The organism is Sporosarcina sp. FSL K6-1522, assembly GCF_038622445.1.
GTDB lineage: Bacteria > Bacillota > Bacilli > Bacillales_A > Planococcaceae > Sporosarcina.
This window is the reverse complement of the sequence record NZ_CP152019.1, coordinates 2,682,421-2,702,183: the sequence shown is the minus strand read 5'-3', so window position 1 is coordinate 2,702,183 and position 19,763 is coordinate 2,682,421. Positions and strand designations below refer to the sequence as shown.

Annotated in this window: 21 protein-coding genes; 4 read left to right on the top strand and 17 right to left on the bottom strand. The window is 42.8% G+C overall.

Annotated features, from left to right (window positions below):
* Nucleotides 1-81: 81 nt before the first annotated feature.
* From MKY34_RS13275 to MKY34_RS13265, 3 genes are read right to left on the bottom strand one after another with little or no spacing between them, the layout of a single operon-like run.
* Entirely contained in the window at nt 82-498 is a 417-nt protein-coding gene (locus tag MKY34_RS13275) for a Fur family transcriptional regulator (RefSeq protein WP_342511328.1), read from the bottom strand.
* Nucleotides 495-1,361 (bottom strand): metal ABC transporter permease, encoded by an 867-nt coding sequence (locus tag MKY34_RS13270; protein WP_342511326.1) that lies wholly within the window; start codon nt 1,359-1,361, stop codon nt 495-497. Before MKY34_RS13270 ends, MKY34_RS13275 begins: the two co-directional genes overlap by 4 nt.
* Nucleotides 1,358-2,128 (bottom strand): metal ABC transporter ATP-binding protein, encoded by a 771-nt coding sequence (locus MKY34_RS13265; RefSeq protein WP_342511324.1) that lies wholly within the window; start codon nt 2,126-2,128, stop codon nt 1,358-1,360. The genes MKY34_RS13270 and MKY34_RS13265 overlap by 4 nt, the downstream gene beginning before the upstream one ends.
* Before the next feature lie 117 nt (nt 2,129-2,245).
* On the opposite strand from MKY34_RS13265, the gene MKY34_RS13260 reads away from it, so the two are divergent.
* Entirely contained in the window at nt 2,246-2,494 is a 249-nt protein-coding gene (locus MKY34_RS13260; protein WP_342511322.1) for a hypothetical protein, read from the top strand.
* 62 nt (nt 2,495-2,556) lie between these two features.
* Here the strand turns inward: MKY34_RS13260 and MKY34_RS13255 are convergent, their stop codons facing one another.
* Both MKY34_RS13255 and MKY34_RS13250 read right to left on the bottom strand, forming a co-directional pair.
* Nucleotides 2,557-3,462, bottom strand: a complete 906-nt coding sequence (locus tag MKY34_RS13255; RefSeq protein ID WP_342511320.1) for a deoxyribonuclease IV — start codon at nt 3,460-3,462, stop codon at nt 2,557-2,559.
* Nucleotides 3,459-4,754, bottom strand: coding sequence for a DEAD/DEAH box helicase (locus MKY34_RS13250; protein WP_342511318.1), 1,296 nt, complete (start codon nt 4,752-4,754; stop codon nt 3,459-3,461). The genes MKY34_RS13255 and MKY34_RS13250 overlap by 4 nt, the downstream gene beginning before the upstream one ends.
* 115 nt (nt 4,755-4,869) lie before the next feature.
* Here MKY34_RS13250 and vrrA point away from each other — a divergent pair, with 115 nt between their 5' ends.
* A complete protein-coding gene (gene vrrA, locus MKY34_RS13245; RefSeq protein WP_342511316.1) occupies nt 4,870-5,316 on the top strand; it encodes a VrrA/YqfQ family protein in 447 nt (148 codons plus the stop codon).
* 66 nt (nt 5,317-5,382) lie between these two features.
* Nucleotides 5,383-6,360, top strand: a complete 978-nt coding sequence (locus MKY34_RS13240; RefSeq protein WP_342511314.1) for a 4-hydroxy-3-methylbut-2-enyl diphosphate reductase — start codon at nt 5,383-5,385, stop codon at nt 6,358-6,360.
* Nucleotides 6,361-6,466: 106 nt separating this feature from the next.
* Here MKY34_RS13240 and MKY34_RS13235 read toward each other — a convergent pair whose 3' ends face one another.
* The 9 genes from MKY34_RS13235 to MKY34_RS13195 form a co-directional block, all read right to left on the bottom strand.
* Entirely contained in the window at nt 6,467-7,585 is a 1,119-nt protein-coding gene (locus tag MKY34_RS13235; protein WP_342511312.1) for a Nif3-like dinuclear metal center hexameric protein, read from the bottom strand.
* Nucleotides 7,582-8,280, bottom strand: a complete 699-nt coding sequence (locus MKY34_RS13230) for a tRNA (adenine(22)-N(1))-methyltransferase TrmK (RefSeq protein WP_342511310.1) — start codon at nt 8,278-8,280, stop codon at nt 7,582-7,584. The genes MKY34_RS13235 and MKY34_RS13230 overlap by 4 nt, the downstream gene beginning before the upstream one ends.
* A gap of 223 nt (nt 8,281-8,503) precedes the next feature.
* Entirely contained in the window at nt 8,504-8,869 is a 366-nt protein-coding gene (cccA, locus tag MKY34_RS13225; protein WP_342511309.1) for a cytochrome c550, read from the bottom strand.
* 164 nt (nt 8,870-9,033) lie between these two features.
* A complete protein-coding gene (locus MKY34_RS13220) occupies nt 9,034-10,173 on the bottom strand; it encodes an acyl-CoA dehydrogenase family protein (RefSeq protein WP_342511306.1) in 1,140 nt (379 codons plus the stop codon).
* A gap of 81 nt (nt 10,174-10,254) precedes the next feature.
* Nucleotides 10,255-10,812 (bottom strand): hypothetical protein, encoded by a 558-nt coding sequence (locus MKY34_RS13215; RefSeq protein WP_342511304.1) that lies wholly within the window; start codon nt 10,810-10,812, stop codon nt 10,255-10,257.
* A 73-nt stretch (nt 10,813-10,885) separates the two neighbouring features.
* Nucleotides 10,886-12,010: an RNA polymerase sigma factor RpoD gene (gene rpoD / locus MKY34_RS13210; RefSeq protein WP_342511302.1), complete on the bottom strand. Its 1,125-nt coding sequence runs from the start codon at nt 12,008-12,010 to the stop codon at nt 10,886-10,888.
* A 34-nt stretch (nt 12,011-12,044) separates the two neighbouring features.
* Nucleotides 12,045-13,859 (bottom strand): DNA primase, encoded by a 1,815-nt coding sequence (dnaG, locus tag MKY34_RS13205; RefSeq protein WP_342511299.1) that lies wholly within the window; start codon nt 13,857-13,859, stop codon nt 12,045-12,047.
* Between the two features lie 251 nt (nt 13,860-14,110).
* On the bottom strand, nt 14,111-14,932 hold the full coding sequence (locus tag MKY34_RS13200; protein WP_342511297.1) for a pyruvate, water dikinase regulatory protein: 822 nt from the start codon (nt 14,930-14,932) through the stop codon (nt 14,111-14,113).
* 10 nt (nt 14,933-14,942) lie between these two features.
* Nucleotides 14,943-15,581 carry a helix-turn-helix transcriptional regulator gene (locus MKY34_RS13195; protein ID WP_342511295.1) on the bottom strand — a complete coding sequence of 213 codons (639 nt, stop codon included), beginning with the start codon at nt 15,579-15,581 and terminating at the stop codon, nt 14,943-14,945.
* 351 nt (nt 15,582-15,932) lie between these two features.
* On the opposite strand from MKY34_RS13195, the gene MKY34_RS13190 reads away from it, so the two are divergent.
* Nucleotides 15,933-17,318: a glycine--tRNA ligase gene (locus MKY34_RS13190; RefSeq protein ID WP_342511293.1), complete on the top strand. Its 1,386-nt coding sequence runs from the start codon at nt 15,933-15,935 to the stop codon at nt 17,316-17,318.
* 242 nt (nt 17,319-17,560) lie between these two features.
* On the opposite strand, the gene recO is transcribed toward MKY34_RS13190, so the two are convergent.
* From recO to MKY34_RS13175, 3 genes are read right to left on the bottom strand one after another with little or no spacing between them, the layout of a single operon-like run.
* Complete coding sequence (recO, locus tag MKY34_RS13185) at nt 17,561-18,346, bottom strand: DNA repair protein RecO (RefSeq protein WP_342511291.1); 786 nt, start codon at nt 18,344-18,346, stop codon at nt 17,561-17,563.
* Nucleotides 18,347-18,405: 59 nt separating this feature from the next.
* Nucleotides 18,406-19,320: a GTPase Era gene (gene era / locus MKY34_RS13180; RefSeq protein ID WP_342511289.1), complete on the bottom strand. Its 915-nt coding sequence runs from the start codon at nt 19,318-19,320 to the stop codon at nt 18,406-18,408.
* A complete protein-coding gene (locus MKY34_RS13175) occupies nt 19,304-19,714 on the bottom strand; it encodes a cytidine deaminase (RefSeq protein ID WP_342511288.1) in 411 nt (136 codons plus the stop codon). The genes era and MKY34_RS13175 overlap by 17 nt, the downstream gene beginning before the upstream one ends.
* Nucleotides 19,715-19,763 lie beyond the last annotated feature (49 nt).

The window sequence follows — 19,763 nt, the reverse complement described above, 5'->3', positions numbered from 1 at the left end:
CTGATTATAGGGATGCACATCGTCTTTTTTAACGAAAAAGAAAATTCCACATAGAACAGTATCTAGGGGCTTGCACTGTTCTTAATTCGCTACACATCTAGGACACTTGCCGTAGATTTCGAATTTATGTCCTTCTACTTCATAGTCTTGCAAGTTCACGGTAATCATCTCCATTGGGCAATGCGGAATACTGCGCGTCTTGCCACAAGCTGTACAGATGAAGTGATGGTGGTGGACACCGGGCTCACATTGCATCCGAAAATGCCGTTCTCCGTTTAAATCCGTTTCTTCCAGAATCCCCAGTTCCGAAAAAGTCGACAAATTGCGGTAAATCGTATCAAAACTAATACCCGGATTGTCATCTTCCATAAAGTTTCTGACCTCTAAAGCGGTCAAATAGCGGTCATTTTTCGAAAAAAAATGTAAAATCGTCTCCCGATTTTTTGTGCGTTTAAATTGATTGTCCTGCAGTATGCGCCATGCTTCATCTAGTGTCATACAATTCCCTCCTTCACAACTTGGGCGTTATGACCACCCCGTAGTTTTTTCCAAGCGAGAACGAGCAGTAAAATAATAATCGACGTCACGACAATCGTTCCACCCGGTGCAATGTCTAAATAGAAAGCAGATACAAGGCCAATAACCACCGACACTTCACCAAAAATAATGGAATAGATCATAGCTCCTCGGAAGCTTTTTGCTAATTGCATAGCCGCCGCAACCGGGATTGTCATTAGCGAAGATACAAGCAAAATCCCGACAATGCGCATAGAAGCCCCTATCACGAGCGCCGTAATAATCATAAATGCCATCTGAATATAACGGGCATTTACCCCCGATACTTTCGCATATTCTGAATCGAAGGACAACGTAAACAACTCTTTATACAATAAACGAATAAATAGAATAACAATAAGTGCAATAACGCTGACAATAATGAGATCCTGTCGACTTACCGCAGATACAGAGCCAAACAAGTAGCCGATTAAGTCTGAGCCAAACCCTTTCGATAACGATATAAAAATAGCTCCAATACCGATACCCGCCGACAAGATAACTGGAATTGCCAGCTCTTCATAATGCCGATAAGCCCCTCTCAACTTCTCAATCAACAGTGAACCACCAACTGCGGAAGCGATGCCTAAGTAAACAGGATTCAAGGCCGCGAAAAAGAACACTTGCTGGCTCAAATAAAGGCTTCCTGCAATACCCGCTAATGCCACATGACTAAGTGCATCCGCAATAAGCGCTAGCCTTCTGACGACGATAAACAAACCAAGTAAAGGCGCAATGACCCCAATGATTAGTCCTGAAAGAAAAGCATTTTGCAAAAATTCATACGATAATATAGCGCTAATCATTGTTCCACCTCTTTCGCCTGCTGGTGAACGCGTCGTACAGGATGCCCGTACCATTTTGAAACTTCTTCATCCCCCATATTTTTATAGGCAGATTGAACACCATGAAAATGGATGGTCCGATTCAAGCACGCCACATGTGTCGCAAGATCCGTCACTAAGTCAATCTCATGTGTGACGATAACAATTGCGATGCCATGCTCACGATTTAACGTATTGAGCATAGAATAGAACGATTCAACATTTTGCTGATCGATCCCGACTGTCGGCTCATCCATAATGAGTAGCTCTGGTTTACCTGCTAATGCTCGCGCTATGAACACTCGCTGCTGCTGGCCACCTGATAGTTCACCAATATTTTGCTTGGCAAAACGATCCATGCCAACAATTTTAAGTGCTTCCAATGCGCGTTGTTCATCTTGTTTAGAAAAGCTTTTAAATAATCCAACCGTTCGAGTTAAGCCACTTCGCACAACTTCAAGTACTGTTGCTGGAAAGCCCGAGTTAAACGAATTGGATTTCTGTGAAACATAACCAATCCGTTCGCGTTGTTTGAAAGATGCCATCTCTGTACCAAATAATTTAACGGTACCACTCGTTGGTGTCAGTAGTCCTAAAATGATGTTCAGTAGCGTCGATTTTCCCGAACCATTTGGACCTATTAACGCCCAAAACTCCCCTTCTCTAACTTGCAAAGAAATATGATCAAGGGCGAGGGATTGTTCATAACTGAAACTGACATCGTCCAATTGAATAATCGTGTTTGTCATTTGAATTTCCTTTCCTCATCCCTGCAAAAAAGATAACAGGAATCATTCCGATTTACTTGTAAAAGTATAAACGAAGAGGCGAAGGAAAACAACCTTTTAAGAAAGAAGGAATGTGGAATGGACTACGCACAGTTATTAAATGAAGTAAAAGTGAAAAGTGATCGTGAGGTAAGAGTGATTGCCGCGCAGTATGGTGTAGATCTTTCGATCGCCGAAATCAGGGCGTTGCGCCCGTTGCTTGACGACATTTCATTCCATTGGCTTTTCACTGGGGTTCCCGAAACATTCATCAATAAAGTTCGTGGAGTAATTGGTAGAAAAAAAACCGAACAATTATTTCAGAAATACATGGATGCGACGAAATGATTAAACAAAGTAAAAACCCATCTGCAATTAGCGTGAACAATTGCAGATGGGCTTCCTTATTATCAGCCTCGCAGCTGGTCAATTTTAGCTGGTTGGAATGATTTCGCTTTCAACATGTCGATTTCAATTTGATAAGGAGCCAATTTATTTTTCGGATCAGCACCTACAAAAGGTGTTTCAAGAATTTTAGGAATGGACTGGAACTTGTCAAGATGGACAATATAGGATAATGGTTCAAAGCCAATATGGCCGAATCCAATATTCTCATGGCGGTCTTTCTTAGCGCCCCGTTCATTTTTACTATCATTGACGTGAATAACAGAAATTCTATCCAATCCGACAATGCTGTCAAACTCTTTAAGCACGCCCTCGAAATCACCTACAATGTCATAGCCGGCGTCATGAACGTGACAAGTATCAAAACACACTGACAAGCGTTCGTTATGTGTAACACCATCAATAATTGCCGCAATCTCTTCGAAATTCCGACCACATTCAGTCCCTTTTCCAGCCATCGTTTCAAGTGCAATGCGCACAGGATAGTCTTGGGAAAGAACTTCGTTAAGCCCTTCGATAATTTTAGCAATACCTTTATCAGCACCTGCACCAACATGTGCACCAGGGTGAAGGACAATTTGGTTGACGCCTAGCGCAGCTGTTCGCTCAATTTCCTTTTGCAAAAAGTTCACGCCTAATTCAAATGTTTCCGGCTTGGTTGTATTTGCAATGTTGATGATATAAGGGGCATGGACAACAATATTGGATTGTCCGTGTTCCTCCATATGCAGTTGGCCTGCTGCGATATTCAACTCTTCAATCGGCTTCCTCCGCGTGTTCTGAGGTGCGCCTGTATAAATCATAAAGGTTGTTGCTCCGTAACTAGCCGCTTCCTCACTTGAACCTAGCAACATTTTGCTACCACTCATCGAAACGTGAGAACCGAGCAATAATGGTTGGTCATTTGTCATTTTTTACGATTCAATCTCCTTTCACGCTTTTTAAAGCGTTCTACTTCTTGCGCCATTTTCTTTTTGTAGCCTGGTTTCACTTTCGCTGGTTTCCGCACAAACGAAGTCGCTTTCCGATCAATGTCATCTTCTTCTTTGACACGATTTTTTCTCGAATGGCGCTCTTTTACTTCAGTCCATTCGCCATTTTTCACGTCTTCATGGACAAATGGAATGCCTAGCTTTTCAATTCGCACGATTTTATCATCTTCAGATGGCTCATACAGTGTAATAGCTGTTCCTTCCAGCCCTGCACGTGCAGTACGTCCCACTCGGTGAATGAAAAATTCAAGATCCTCCGGCAATTCGAAGTTAATAACATGGCTCACACCCGGAATATCAATCCCGCGTGCTGCAAGATCTGTTGCGACGATATATTGGAATTCGAGATCGCGCACTTGTTTCATCATCCGCGTTCGTTCACGTGGTGTTAAATCACCATGAATTCTGCCGGCTTTAATGCCATTTTCCGCTAGATAATCCGCAAGATTGTCTGCATTTTGACGCGTATTTGTAAAAATAATCGCCAAGTAAGGATTGATGGCTTCCATGACATGCAACAACTTTTTCTTTTTGTTCATACTGCGCACGGGTACAAGTGCATAATGCATGCCTTCCGTTAGCGGCTTCCGTTCACCAATTTTTACGTGAACAGGCGATTCCATATATTTGGTTAAGAACGGTTTCAGTTTTTCCGGGATCGTAGCTGAAAATACATACATTTCAAGCCCTGTTGGCATTTTTGATGCGAATTTATCGATATCTTCAATGAAGCCCATGTCGAATGCAAGATCTGCCTCATCAATCACTAAAATAGAAGCTGTATGAATCGCAAGCGCTCCGTTTTCAGCCATATCACTAATACGTCCTGGTGTCCCGACAACGATTTGCGGATTAGATTTTAGTTTTCCGATAGATCGTTGCTTGTCCGTCCCTCCAATTAGTAAAGAAGCACGTATTTCCGTCCCCTCAATCATCTTCGTCAGTTCGTTGAAGAGCTGAGTTGCCAGTTCTCTTGTTGGTGCTGTAATAACCGCTTGCAACTCATCGACTGCTGCATCTATCCGTTCTAAGACAGGAATGAGAAAGCTATGTGATTTCCCCGTTCCTGTATGCGCCTGCCCAATTGCATTCGTCCCCTTTAAAATGAGCGGAATCATTTCTTTTTGAATCGGTGTTGGATTTTCAAAGCCAAGCCTCCCGATTGCTTCGCGAAGAAATGGTTTGAATTGATAATCAGTATATTTAGACATTTGGTGTTCCTCCTAATCGTACCTCTATTGTACCACGATTCTGTGCCGCCGTATGTGATTTTTGCATAGTATACAATGTGACAGTTCATTCTGATTTTATTGAAAGGAGATCATTATGAGGTATCAAACCTTTTATCCATTCGCTGGACAACAAGCGCAGCCCCTTCCTATGGGACAACAAATGAGCTTCGCACCACCTCCTCAAATGGGGCAAGGGCAAGCAAACCCCTTCCCAAACGGTCCGATGATGAATGAGCCAGCTTCCAATCAAATGCCCGGACAGGGTATGCAACAATCGCCATCACGCTTAGAAGCTTATATGCAAACCGCCAATCAGTTCATGAATACGGCGCAACAATTCGCGCCAATCGTTCAGCAATTTGCACCTATGGTCCAGAACTTACCCGCCATGTGGAGACTTTATAAAGGATTCCAATCCCTTCCCGCAGCTGGGGCTGGGGCTGCCGCAGCAGGAGCTGCCAGTACCGGAGCCTCAACTGTGGCCCAAAGCGCATCGCTCGGCAGTTCCATTCCACGTATCTTCCAGCCACCCAATCTATAATTTTTGAATCAGTCGCATGACTCCGCTATAATAGGATGTATATCTCTATTTGAGGAGTGGTAATGCATGAAAGTATTGAAGATTTCCCCTAGAGGATATTGCTATGGGGTTGTCGATGCAATGATCATCGCAAGAAATGCGGCACTCGACAAAACGTTGCCGAGGCCCATTTATATATTAGGAATGATTGTCCATAACAAACATGTAACAGATGCATTTGAAGAAGATGGCATCATCACACTGGATGGAAAAAATCGTCTCGAAATTTTGGAAAAGGTCGATACGGGCACAGTGATTTTCACGGCTCACGGTGTATCTCCCGAAGTTCGCGAACTCGCCAAAAGAAAAGGGCTTGTGTCCATCGATGCGACTTGCCCAGATGTAACGGTTACCCATGATTTGATTGAGGAAAAGACTTCCGAAGGCTATGACATCATTTACATCGGTAAAAAATATCATCCAGAGCCTGAAGGTGCAATCGGCGTGGCACCAACTGCGGTCCATCTCATTGAAACAATTGAAGATGTTGAAAATTTAACCATTCAAAACGACAAATTGCTCGTCACAAACCAAACGACGATGAGTCAATGGGATGTTGTTCATATTATGGACGCACTCAAATTGAAGTATCCGCATATCGAAGTCCATAAAGAAATTTGTCTCGCAACACAAGTCAGACAAGAAGCAGTGGCAGAGCAAGCAGGCCAATCTGATCTGCTCATCGTTGTAGGGGATCCGAAGAGTAACAACTCCAATCGACTAACACAGGTTTCTGTTGAAATTGCAGATACTCCTTCCTACCGCATTTCAGACGTCTCTGAGCTAGACGTCAAATGGCTAGAAGGTGTCAATACGGTTTCTGTTACTGCGGGCGCATCGACACCGACATTAATCGTTCGTGAAGTCATCGCGTTTCTTGAAAAGTTCGATCCCGAAGATGCTACTACACATCTTCCTGAGCGTAAATTCCAGCTTGAAAAAATCTTACCTAAAATTAAAAATCCGACGCCTGTCGAACGCATTGAACCATATACTACGTCATAAAAATAGCACTAACAAAAACCGGTCCTTCAAACGTGAAGTGACCGGTTTTTAGCATAGTTATTCATATCAATTACGCACTAATGGAAGCAAGGTTTTTCTGCTGAATTCAGATAAACGTAAATGGTTCCGTAATGATTTCTGATTCAAGAAACGTCACATCATATCCTGCCCGCGTACAAGCTCCTTGCATATATTCTGCCACCCCATGAATCATCACTTTTTCAATATTATGCCCCGGGTCGATGACAGCAAGTCCCATCGCTTGTGCATCATGGGCAACATGATAGTATAAATCGCCTGTTACAAGCACGTCTGCCCCACGTCTCTTAGCAGCTCCAATATATTTATTGCCGTCCCCACCGAGCACAGCTACTTTTCGAATTGGCGTATCAGGATGACCGACAAAGCGAAGCGCTGGAACACCAAACACATTTTTCACATATGCGGCAAATGCAGTGAGCGTCGTTTTTTCAGCGAGTTTGCCAACACGACCTAATCCATATTCATCAGCCTGCTGGTCGAGCAGTACCACATCATATGCAGGCTCTTCATATGGATGGCTAGCCAACATGGCCTTCAGCACTTGATTGCGAAGTGAACCTGGGAGAACGACTTCGATTTTCTCTTCCTCAACAACTTCCCCCGTTCCACTTTCACCAATATAGGGATTTGCATCTGCTCCTGGTGTAAAACGTCCGGTTCCTACTGAGCTAAAACTGCAGCCCGTGTACTCACCAATCGCCCCCGCACCCGCTTGCACTAATGCCTGTCGTATCGCCTCTGCATGTGTCACTGGGCTGAAGATGCTTAGCTTATAAAGCGGTTCAGAATAAGTAGATTCAAGAATTTCTGTATCAACGAGACCTAATTTCGCTGCCAGCATATCATTCACGCCACCCCGTGCAACATCAAGATTCGTATGAGCTGCGTAAACAGCAATATCTTTTTTTATGCACTTTTCAATCATTCTTCCTTGTGGTGTGTCCGTCGCAATCCCTTTCAACGGCCTAAAAATAGGTGGATGATGCGCAAGGACCAGTGTAGCGCCTTTCCGGATTGCTTCATCAATTACTTCCTCATTGACATCCAATGTGACCAATACATTTTCAACCGCTCTGTTTAGCTGCCCAATATGTAGACCAACTGGATCCCCTTCCATCGCAAAGCGCTTCGGTGACCATTGTTCAAAAAGCGTAATAATCTCGTGCCCATTCACTTTTTTCATATCGCCAACACCTTTCCGACCAAATTGATTTGCTCTTTCAGCTGCTCAGATTTTATGCGAATTGCCTCCGTTTTCTCTGCCTTTTCAAGCGAATCAAGCACACGATGCCATTCGGATAATTCCCTTTCCCATTTTTCAAGAAACACTGCCGATTTCTCCGTACTGAGCAACGGTCCTACAAGCAATTCGACATCATCATACGTTGCCTGCCCTTTTTCTAGGACAATAATCTCATAAATTTTGCCGTCTTCCTGCAATATTTGTTCATCTGTAATTTTCCAATCATTGTGAACCGCCCATTCACGTATCGCTTTTGCGTGAATATTAGGCTGTGTAATAATGCGTTTGACATGTGTTAAACGCTGCTTCCCATTTTCCAAAATCGTCGCAATCAGTGGACCACCCATTCCTGCAATGGTTACTGTATCGACAGCATCGCTTTCTTCAATCGCCAGCAAGCCATCCGCTAGTCGAACGGTTACCGCATCCGCAAGCCCTTCGCGTCGCACATTCCTAACAGCCGAGTCATACGGCCCTTTCGCTACCTCTCCCGCAACTGCATGTTGCACTTGCCCTGTATGAATGAGAAAACAAGGTAAGTAGGCATGATCACTGCCGATGTCTGCAACAATTGCCCCTTTTTCGACAAAAGCTGCGACAGCTGCAAGCCTATTTGATAATCGTTCCGTATTCAAGTAACTTCCACCTTTCATTACATCCAACTTCCAAGCACAAGACGCCCAATCAGCATAGACTCCATGCCAGCCTCTTTAAACGGGTTACTTGTACTTTTCTTACTAGTATTGTATAAGATATCGATACGCTTTGCATCTTCTATCCGCTAAACAAAGGCAAATAGAAAGAGCTGTCAGTCAACAGAATACATCTGCTGACTGACAGCTCTTTACACATTATGAATTATTTAAGCGATAGGATGTAGTCTGCCATTGCATCTAGTTCAGCATCATCTGTGATACCTTGTGCTGGCATAGTCCCTTTACCGTCTTTGACAATTGCTTTAATGTCATCTTTCGATAAGCTAGTTCCTACTAAACCAGGTCCCATTCCGCCTGAAAGGTCACCACCGTGACAGCCGATACATTTACCTTGAGCAACCGCTTCAGCATCAAATTCAGCTGAATCTGTTGTTTCTTCAGTTTTCCCATCATCATTCTGACTTGCGATTTCCTTTTTCTGATCAAGTCCATAGAGGGACATGAAGAAAATAAGTCCAATACCAAGCGCGAAAATCAGAAGATAAGGTACTACAGGATTTTTACCCAATTGAGTTACCCTCCTTCAATTTATAATCTATTCTGTAATAAATACAGTGCACATTTATTATTGTACTGTATCCTATTGAAAACTGAAAGAGTTATCCATATACTTTTCATTCTTTGTGACAAATTCGACATAATTTTTCTCTATAATCCTACTTTAACGCATTATTAGCAACCAATCAGTCTAGCGATGACCATGCGCTGGACTTCTGAAGTCCCTTCCCCTATTTCAAGAAGCTTTGCATCACGCATATAACGTTCAACTTCATATTCTTTCATATAGCCGTAACCTCCATGAATTTGAATGGCTTCATTGGCTACCTCCATCGCAATTTCTGAAGCGTACAGCTTACACATCGATGCTTCTTTTGAAAAAGTACGTCCTTGATCTTTCAACCAGGCCGCTTTATGCACCATATTACGTGCCAATTCTATTTTCATCGCCATATCGGCTAATTTGAATTGTGTAATTTGAAACTCGGACAATGCTTTCCCAAATTGTTTCCGTTCTTTTGAATAACGAAGCGCACGATCAAATGCAGCCTGCGCAATGCCGACAGCCATTGCACCAATGCCGATACGCCCCCCATCAAGTGTCACGAGAAACTGTCGGAATCCATTGCCTCGCTTGCCTAATAGGTTTTCTTGTGGCACCCTTACATTTTCAAGCACAAGTTCTGTTGTGTTAGAGGCGTTGAGACCCATTTTTTCGTAATTATCAATAACCGTGAAACCTTTCGCATCTGTCGGTACAATGATTGCGCTAATTTCTTTTTTACCGTTTTCATTGCCGGTGATTGCCGTAAGTGCAAGATGTTTGGCATAACTAGCATTAGTAATGTAAACCTTTGAACCGTTGATGACAAAATCCTCTCCATCTTCTTTCGCTGTCGTCTGCGTCCCCCCCGCATCCGATCCAGCATTCGGTTCTGTCAGACCAAACGCACCAAAGGACTCTCCTGTACAAATTGGCGTCAAATAACGCTGCTTTTGCTCCTCCGTGCCAAATAAATTGAGCGGTGCTCCTCCTAATGAGATATGTGCCGAATAAGTAATACCAGTCGACGCACATGCGCGGCTCAATTCCTCGGTCACAATGGCAAAGCTAATGGTATCGGCTCCCCCGCCCCCATATTCTTCGGAAAAAGGTAGCCCCATCATACCCATATCCGCTAGTTGCTTAAAAACTTCCACAGGAAATTCTTTTGTTCGATCACGCTCAATCGCCCCAGGTGCAACCACTTCATCTGCAAATTCCCGAATCATTTTTTTAATCATTTGCTGTTCTTCTGTTAGATCGAAATTCAACATCCTCATCCCCTTCGTTGTAAACGCTTACACATCGATTATACAGATATGTCTCACATTTTCACAGCAAAAACTACAAACTTAGAAAGAGATGAATAGAAAACCGATAATTAGCAATAACCCTGCAGCACCTGATATCGTGAAATAGAGCAATTTGAGCAGACGTCCTGCAAATAACCACAATGCACAGTTCACAATCAGCAAGCCAATAAGTAACATCGTCTGTCCTTCAAAAAATACGAACCAAATTTTTAATGACATAGCGAGCAACATAAATGCCGTTAATATGTAAATGAAAGGCATGATAGCTGTTTCAGCAACGGATTTTCGTAATGTAAATAGCAAAAACAGTATGGTGACAATCACTGTCAGTCCAATCGTTACTGCCGGATATTGAACAACCATAAACATGCTCCCGCTCACCAATAACGCTACTGCAGCTAGAAGTATTAGCATCCGATTCATTCTTTTTTTCTCTTTGACGAGTATCCCTTTCGTCGCCTTCACTTCTTGTTCAATATCCTCTTCTCCCCGCGCATATAACGTAATCAAAAAATCGCAATAATGCGCAGGCAGCAACTTATTTTGCTTCCAATACTTAATTTCCGAAATAATAATTTGTTTTCTTTTTGGATTCATTTGACAGTCGCTCCTAATAACATCGTAAATCGTAAAAAGCATCGGCACGTAAACATGCCGATGCACTTTTTTATTATTCTAAGAAATCTTTTAGTCGCTTACTTCTTGATGGATGGCGTAACTTGCGTAGCGCTTTCGCTTCAATCTGACGAATCCGTTCACGTGTAACACCGAATACTTTCCCAACTTCCTCCAGCGTCCGTGTACGTCCGTCATCCAATCCGAAACGGAGTCGTAAAACGTTCTCTTCACGATCTGTTAGTGTGTCAAGTACATCTTCTAACTGTTCCTTCAGCAACTCGTACGCTGCGTGATCTGAAGGGGATTGTGCTTCAGAGTCTTCGATGAAATCACCAAGATGAGAATCGTCTTCTTCACCAATTGGCGTTTCCAATGATACAGGCTCTTGCGCAATCTTCAATATTTCACGCACTTTTTCAGCTGTTAAATCCATCTCTTCCCCGATTTCTTCCGGTGAAGGTTCACGTCCTAAATCCTGCAAAAGCTGACGTTGTACACGAATAAGCTTGTTAATCGTCTCAACCATATGAACTGGAATTCGAATCGTCCGGGCTTGGTCCGCAATCGCACGCGTAATCGCCTGACGAATCCACCAAGTCGCATACGTACTGAATTTGAAACCTTTCGTATGATCAAACTTCTCAACCGCTTTAATAAGCCCCATATTCCCTTCCTGAATTAAATCCAAGAACAACATACCACGACCTACGTAGCGTTTAGCAATACTAACAACGAGACGAAGGTTTGCTTCCGCAAGTCGCTTTTTCGCCTCTTCATCGCCTTCTATAATACGAATCGCGAGCTTGACTTCTTCCTCCCCTGTAAGGAGGTCTACCCGACCGATTTCTTTCAAATACATACGTACCGGGTCATTGATTTTAACACCTGGTGGCACGCTTAGATCATTCAAATCGAATTGTGAATCTTCAGCAGCTCCTTTTGCTCCGCTTTCGCTAGGCTCGTCCTCTGCTTTACGATCCATTTCAATCCCTTGTGCTTCAATTTGGTCAAGGAATTCTTCAAATTGATCCGGCTCCATCTCGTATGCGGATAATTTTTCTGTCACCTCGTCCAGCGTCAGTTCACCTGACTTCTTCCCTGCTTCTAATAAATTCGCTTTTGCCTCTTCTATTGTCATCTCGTTTTCCAATTCTCCAGATAGTTCTTTTTTACTCATCTTACCCGTTCCTCCTTCGTACACCGGAATACGGCTACAATGCCGACAATGATTTCCGGAGCTGTATAATTTCCCTGGCCAGCTCCAGCGCCCGGGTATGATCATTGCTCTTTTCTGCTACTTTCGATTCGTGCATTTTCTCTTGAATTGTCATCGTTATTCGATATTTTTCTAAATAATGAATGCAATCCTCAATTTCTTGTTCTGCATGTTCCGGGTCTCTCTCAACCATGGCGGCTTCCAAAACAATTTTCCGTAATTCACGGTCCTCCAATGACTCGGCGAACCGATGAAAATCCGGAGTTCCAAATTGTTCATAAAACCCCGCCAACCGCACAAATAACGCAGCATAGTCATCCCGGATAAACAATTCGTGCTTGTTCTCCCGAATTCGATCAAACAAAGCGCCATCGTTCATCAAGTGGCAGAGCAGCAAACGCTCCGCCCGCTCTGTCCCCGTTCTCTTCTTGTCAGGAATCATGACCGCTGTTTGAACTGGACGTTCTTGTAACGGCTCAGCTTTCGCTTGTTTTGCGCGTTGCCCCGCCATTTTCATAAATTGTTGATGAATAGCTTCGTCTGAAATGCCTGTTTCTGTCGAAAGTTGGCGAATGTATAAATCCCTTTCAACTGGAGATGTACGCAATGCTAATTCTTCTAACACCTCATGAATGTATTGCAATACATCATTTTCATAGGATAAATTCTTAGATCGTTTAGCATAAGCCATGATGAAAGACATATACGAATGTGGGTTGTCGATAATTTTCTCTCGGAAAGCATCTCCACCATATTCACTAATGTAGTCATCTGGATCCATACGCCCTGGTAAAAGCGCTATTTCAACATCCATTTCTTTTTTTGCGGCCATAATTGCAAAACGTTTTGCTGCTTCCCATCCTGCATCATCGCCATCACAGCAAATAATCATGTTTTTAGCCATGCGTTTTAACTTTATAAGATGTGCATCTGATAAGGATGTCCCCATTACGGCGACACCATTCGACACACCGGCTCGATCAGCTGCTATCGTATCCATAAAACCTTCAAACAGTATTACTTTACCCGATTTTCGGACGTTAAGACGTGCATTATGCATATTATATAATATTCGACTTTTTTCAAAGATCGGGGTTTCAGGACTATTGAGGTATTTGGCCTCCTGATTCATCGCTACAAGAATGCGTCCTGAAAATGCTACGACGTTGCCATTATCGTCATGAAGGGGAAACATAATACGTCCACGGAATCGATCGAAATAGCCTGTTCCATCATCTTTCATGATACAAAGCCCAGCACGTTCCATTTCTCTCATGTCGAAACTTTTTCGTTTCAGTAAATTGGCTAGTGCATCTCGCTCATTGAGCGACCACCCAATTCCATATTTTTCGATACTCTCTCGCGTAAACCCTCTTTTTTCAAGATATTGTAGTGCTTCTTCACCTTCCACAGTGTTTAAAAGTAAATGACTGTAAAAATTAGCGGCTAGGGCATGTGCTTCAATCATTTGCTTATACTCATTGTGTGGTTTCGCTCCAGCCCCTTCACTTACAGTTACATCTATTTCAATCCCAGTTCGCTCTGCAAGCTTCACAACCGCCTCCGTAAACGGACTATTCTCAATATCCATTACAAAAGTGATGGCATTACCACTAGCACTACATCCAAAACAATGGAATAATTGCTTGTCCTCTGAGACTGAAAAAGATGGGGTACTTTCGCCATGGAATGGGCAGAGTCCGAACCAGTTTTTACCTCTTTTCGTCAGTTGCACGTATTCGCCGATTAAATCGACAATATCCGTTTGTGAACGAACTGCTTCGATTGTTTCCTCTGGTATTCTCGTCATCGTATCACCATTTTCCACCCTATCTACTTGATTTCGAGAAATTATTCAAAAACCCTTTGTATTCGACAAAATATTTTCGATTATACTTCGAAACTTTTATATTACACTAGTACAAAGATTTTTTCTCTTAATTCACACCGGTATTCCAAAAAACTATTTTACATCATCCGCAAAAGAAGAACCACCCCTATTCAATGGGCGGTCCTCCTCTCACATTATACGTCCATGTCACATGTGAATATTTATGCTACTTAACGGTTTCGATTGCGATTTGTAATTTCGTTTAAAATAACATTTGCAGTTTCTTCCACAGCACGATTCGTCACATCAATAACTGGACAACCAATTTTTTTCACAACATTTTCAAAATGCTGTATTTCATTCGTAATGCGTTCGACGCGGGCATAATTCGCATCATCCTTTAAGCCGAGTGCAATGAGCCGTTCTTTGCGAATCGAGTTCAATTTCTCCGGTGAAATAATCAATCCAAAGCATTTCTCGGGATTAATATGAAATAACTCTTCTGGCGGATCGACTTCAGGTACAAGCGGTACATTCGCTACTTTATAACGTTTATGTGCGAGGTACTGCGATAATGGGGTTTTTGAAGTGCGAGAAACACCGACAAGAACAATATCTGCCTTCAAAATTCCACGTGGATCTCTACCATCGTCATATTTAACCGCAAATTCAATCGCTTCAATTTTTCTGAAATAATCCTCATCCAATTGTCGTACAAGTCCAGGCTCTTCCAATGGCTGTTCGTCGAGCTCTACGCCAATTTTCTCAACGACCGGGCCTAGCAAATCAATACAATCCACACCTTTAGCTAGACACTCCTCTTTGAGCTTCTTACGCATATTGCTTTTAACAAGTGTGTAAATAATAACAGCATGTTGTTGTTTTGCCAAAAATGCAATTTCACCTAATTGTGATTCTTCTTCAATATGTGAAAATCGTTTCAATGAAACGGTCTCAAGCCCTTGCTTGAACTGACTTGCAGCCGCCTTCGCAACCAAGTCGGCCGTTTCTCCAACAGAGTCGGAAACGATGAACAATGTTAACTTTATCATTGAATCCCCCTCATAATTCATGGTCATCCGCAAGTGACAGAAAGGCTGCGGTAATATTCGTTTTCGTTATCCTTCCAATGACTTCCAGGCCTTTCCCTTTGTCCACAACGACAGGCAAGGAATCAATCTGCTGGTCTATCATTTTCTTCGCCACAAACAATAACGTATCCTGCTTGTTACAATACGTAATATTTGGCATTCGCGTCATAATCACATGCACAGGAATTTTCTCTAAATCTTTATTCCCCAAGCTTGTTCGCAATAAATCTTTTCTTGAAAGGACCCCTGTAAGAAGCGAAGAACTATCCACGACAAACAGCGTGCCAACGTCTTCTAAGAACATCTGGCAAATCGCGTCATAGACCGAGATGTTTTCTGCTACTACGACCGGGATTGACTGAAAATCACGTACTTTCATACCGATCATACTGTCAGCAACCGATTGGACTGGTTTCTTTCCAGAATAGAAATAGCCAACACGAGGTCTCGCATCCAAATAGCCTGCCATCGTCAATATGGCTAAATCTGGACGGATTGTAGCCCTCGCTAGCGTAAGTCGTTCTGCAATTTGTTCGCCAGTAATTGGCCCATCAGCTTTGACGATTGCAAGGATCTCCGTCTGGCGCTTATTCAGTTCCATATGTGTCACCGCCCTAATCGTTCAATTCTTTATCCTCGATTATTATATACGAAGACGCCAACTATTGCGAAGAAAGCGGAACCGTGATAGACTAAAAAAGAATTGAATAGGCGGAGATAGGTCGATAAGTAGTGTCAAAACGAAGCGAACGGGGATGGTGAGAGCCCGTACCGACATGAAACGGCAACCTGGAGCCAATGATTTAATAAAGAGGACTGTCTAGGCAGTCAATCGGGGTGGAACCGCGGGTTATCATGCACTCGTCCCCGGACATTATGTCCGGGGATGGGTGCTTTTTAATTTGGTTCGGCATAAGCAAACCTAAGCCTCGGCATATTTAAATAATTGGAGGGATTTATTATGTCAAAGTTGTCAATGGAACAAATCGTTAACTTAGCAAAACAAAGAGGTTTCGTTTTCCCAGGCTCTGAAATTTATGGTGGCCTTGCAAATACATGGGATTATGGTCCACTTGGTATCGAGCTGAAAAACAATGTAAAAAAAGCTTGGTGGCAGAAATTCATTCAGGAGTCACCGTATAACGTTGGACTCGATGCAGCCATTCTGATGAATCCAAAAGTATGGGCAGCTTCCGGCCATATCGGAAACTTCAATGATCCAATGATCGACTGTAAAAAATGTAAAACACGCCATCGTGCAGACAAACTGATTGAAGATGCATTAGATGCAAAAGGCATTGAAATGGTCGTTGATGGTCTGTCTTTCGACAAAATGTCCGACCTTGTTCAAGAACATAATGTCATTTGCCCAACTTGTGGCGCAATGGACTATACGGAAATCCGTCAGTTCAACTTAATGTTTAAAACATCACAAGGTGTGACGGATTCGTCAGCAAACGAAATTTTCCTTCGTCCTGAAACAGCTCAAGGAATCTTCGTCAACTTTAAAAATGTCCAACGTTCAATGAGAAAGAAAATGCCTTTCGGTATTGCACAAATCGGTAAAAGTTTCCGTAACGAAATTACACCAGGTAACTTCACATTCCGTACACGTGAATTCGAACAAATGGAGCTTGAATTCTTCTGTAAGCCTGGCGAAGATATGAAATGGTATGAATACTGGCGCGATTATTCAAAACAATTCTTGTTGAATCTCAGCATGACGGAAGACAATATGCGCCTACGTGAGCATAATGAAGACGAACTTTCCCACTACTCTAAAGGGACTGTTGACATCGAATACAAATTCCCATTCGGTTGGGGCGAGCTATGGGGTATTGCGAACCGTACAGACTTTGACTTAAAGCGCCATATGGAGCATTCAGGCGAAGACTTCCACTACCAAGACCCTGTAACAAATGAAAAATTCGTGCCATATTGCATCGAGCCATCTCTTGGGGCGGATCGTGTAACACTTGCGTTCCTATGTGATGCATACGATGAAGAAGAGCTTGAAGGCGATGATAAACGTACTGTACTTCGCTTCCACCCTGCTCTTGCACCTGTCAAAGCAGCAGTTCTGCCATTATCAAAGAAACTAGCTGATGGTGCAGAATCTGTTTACGCAGAACTAGCGAAACATTTCAATGTGCAATACGATGATTCTCAATCTATCGGTAGACGCTACCGCCGTCAAGATGAAATCGGAACACCATTCTGCATTACGTATGACTTTGATTCTGAAGAAGATCGTCAAGTAACAGTTCGTCACCGCGACTCAATGGAGCAAGTACGTATGCCGATTGAAGAAGTAAAAGCATACATTGCAAAACACCTTGAATTTTAATCAAGAAAAGAACCTAGACAGTGCAAATTGTTTAGGTTCTTTTTATATAGGCTAAACTTATGATTTTCATCTACTATCCAGCGAAGGCGCCTTACAAGCAGTCACCGAAGCCATAAGACTGGCAGTGGTTTTCTGACTGGCTTATGGAGGCATCCGCAAGCGCCGAGCGGTGTTAGTGAGATTCTTTATTTCAATTTATATAGTTTTAGCACTTAGACAAAAAAAAACGGAGAAATAAGGCATTATTCGCCTTCTTCCTCCGATTTTTCTTTTCTCGGTAATAGTTCAGGTGTCGCTTCTAACTGATCAAGAAATGCTCTTGATTTTAATCGAACACCAACCTGTTCATCGTAAATCGTCCGAACCAGCTTTTTCATAAATTGCTTTGTCGTCTTTTTCAGCGATAGGTTGCCCACTCGACTAATCGGAACCGTATAAAATGTCCGGATCAGCTTCAGTTGCGTCGGTGATATGCGAATTAAATAGCGATCTACATGAAAACATCGATGGCAAAGAAAGCCGATTGCTTGAAAAGAAAAAGCAAACTCTCCTTCTGTCGCACCACAATTCGCACACTGATGCAGCACAGGATGAATCCCAGCAATCGGTAGCATCTTCCACTCTACAAACAGCGCAATCGCTTCAGGATCATATTGCTCATTAATGGCATGAAGCGCCTCATGCAATAGACCGTAAACACCTTGAGATCGCTCATTATCCTCTGTCAATCGATCGATCAGTTCAACAACATAACTCGCATAAGCAGTCGCCTCGAGATCTTCACGAATGTGACGCATCGAATCAATAGGCTCGCCTTGTTCCAAGCTCCCCATCCCTCTTCCCGTTCGAATAAGGAATGAGCCATGTGTAAATGGCTGCGTAATCGCGGCTAAGCGACTCGCTGGTTTTTTAGCTCCCCTTGCCATTGCGGTTAACTTTCCAGCTTCTTTTGTATAAAGTGTAACAATTTTGTTCGACTCGCCATATGGAATACTTCTTAGAATGATTCCTTCCCATTTGTTCAGCAAGGCAATCACCTCCAGGCCCACATAATGTGGATTACGTAGCTAATAACGTTCCTTTTTTCTTAATATTCGTCTTCCCTAAAACCAAATTCCTTCAGTTGTCCCGGCTTGTTGCGCCAATCTTTTTGTACTTTCACCCAAAGCTCAAGAAACACTTTCGAACCAAGTAACATTTCAATATCATGACGCGCCTTCGTGCCAATCTCCTTCAGCAATGCTCCTTTCTTCCCGATGACAATGCCTTTCTGTGAATCACGGTCGACGACAATCGTTGCCATAACATTGACCATTTCGCGTGTCTCTTCGCGTTCAATCTTCTCAATAACAACCGCCACAGAATGAGGAATTTCTTCCCGCGTCAAATGCAGTACCTTTTCACGAATCAATTCAGAGATAATGAAACGTTCTGGATGGTCCGTCACTTGATCGTCTGGATAGTATTTCGGACCTTCTGGTAAATATTTCGTCAATGTTTCAATAAGGCGCTCTACATTGTTACCGTTCATCGCAGAAATCGGAACAATTTCCGCAAAATCATATTCAGCAGTATATGTCGTAATAATTTTTAACAAATCATCTGGGTGAACCAAATCGATTTTATTGATGATCAAAAATACAGGTGTCTTCGTACTTTCAAGCATCTCAATAATAAAACGATCTCCACGGCCAATCGCTTCATCCGCATTGACCATAAACATAATGACGTCAACTTCCTTCAACGTATTACGTGCCGTCCTTACCATAAAGTCACCAAGCTTATGCTTTGGCTTATGAATTCCCGGCGTATCTATAAAAACAAATTGCGAGTCATCTGTTGTGACAACCCCTTGTACTTTGTTGCGTGTTGTCTGTGGCTTATCGCTCATAATCGCGATTTTTTGCCCTACAACCCGATTTAAAAATGTCGATTTCCCAACATTGGGACGACCAATAATCGAGATAAAACCTGATTTGAATGATTTATTGTTTTGCTGCATAAGAAAGATCCTCCTGTGAAAACGCACCTGGCAACAATGCTGCTACCGTTGTTTCGAGGACGTCTCCTTTTAAATTTGTTAAATATACCGGCATCGCACCATCACAAAACTCCGCTATCACTTGCCGACATGCACCACATGGTGAAATCGGCCCTTCCGTATCTCCAACTACCGCAAGCGCCTTAAACGTATGAACACCTTCTGAAACAGCTTTAAAAAATGCTGTACGCTCCGCACAATTGGTCATACTGTATGATGAATTCTCAATGTTACAACCGTGATAAACAGTTCCATCTTCTGCTAAGAGTGCCGCGCCTACCGGGAATTTCGAATAAGGTACATACGCTTTCTCACGCGCTATTTTCGATTCATCAAGCAATTTTTTCATATCCATATCACAACCTCTTTTCTTAATCGATTACGCTACCCTGCCCCACTAATTT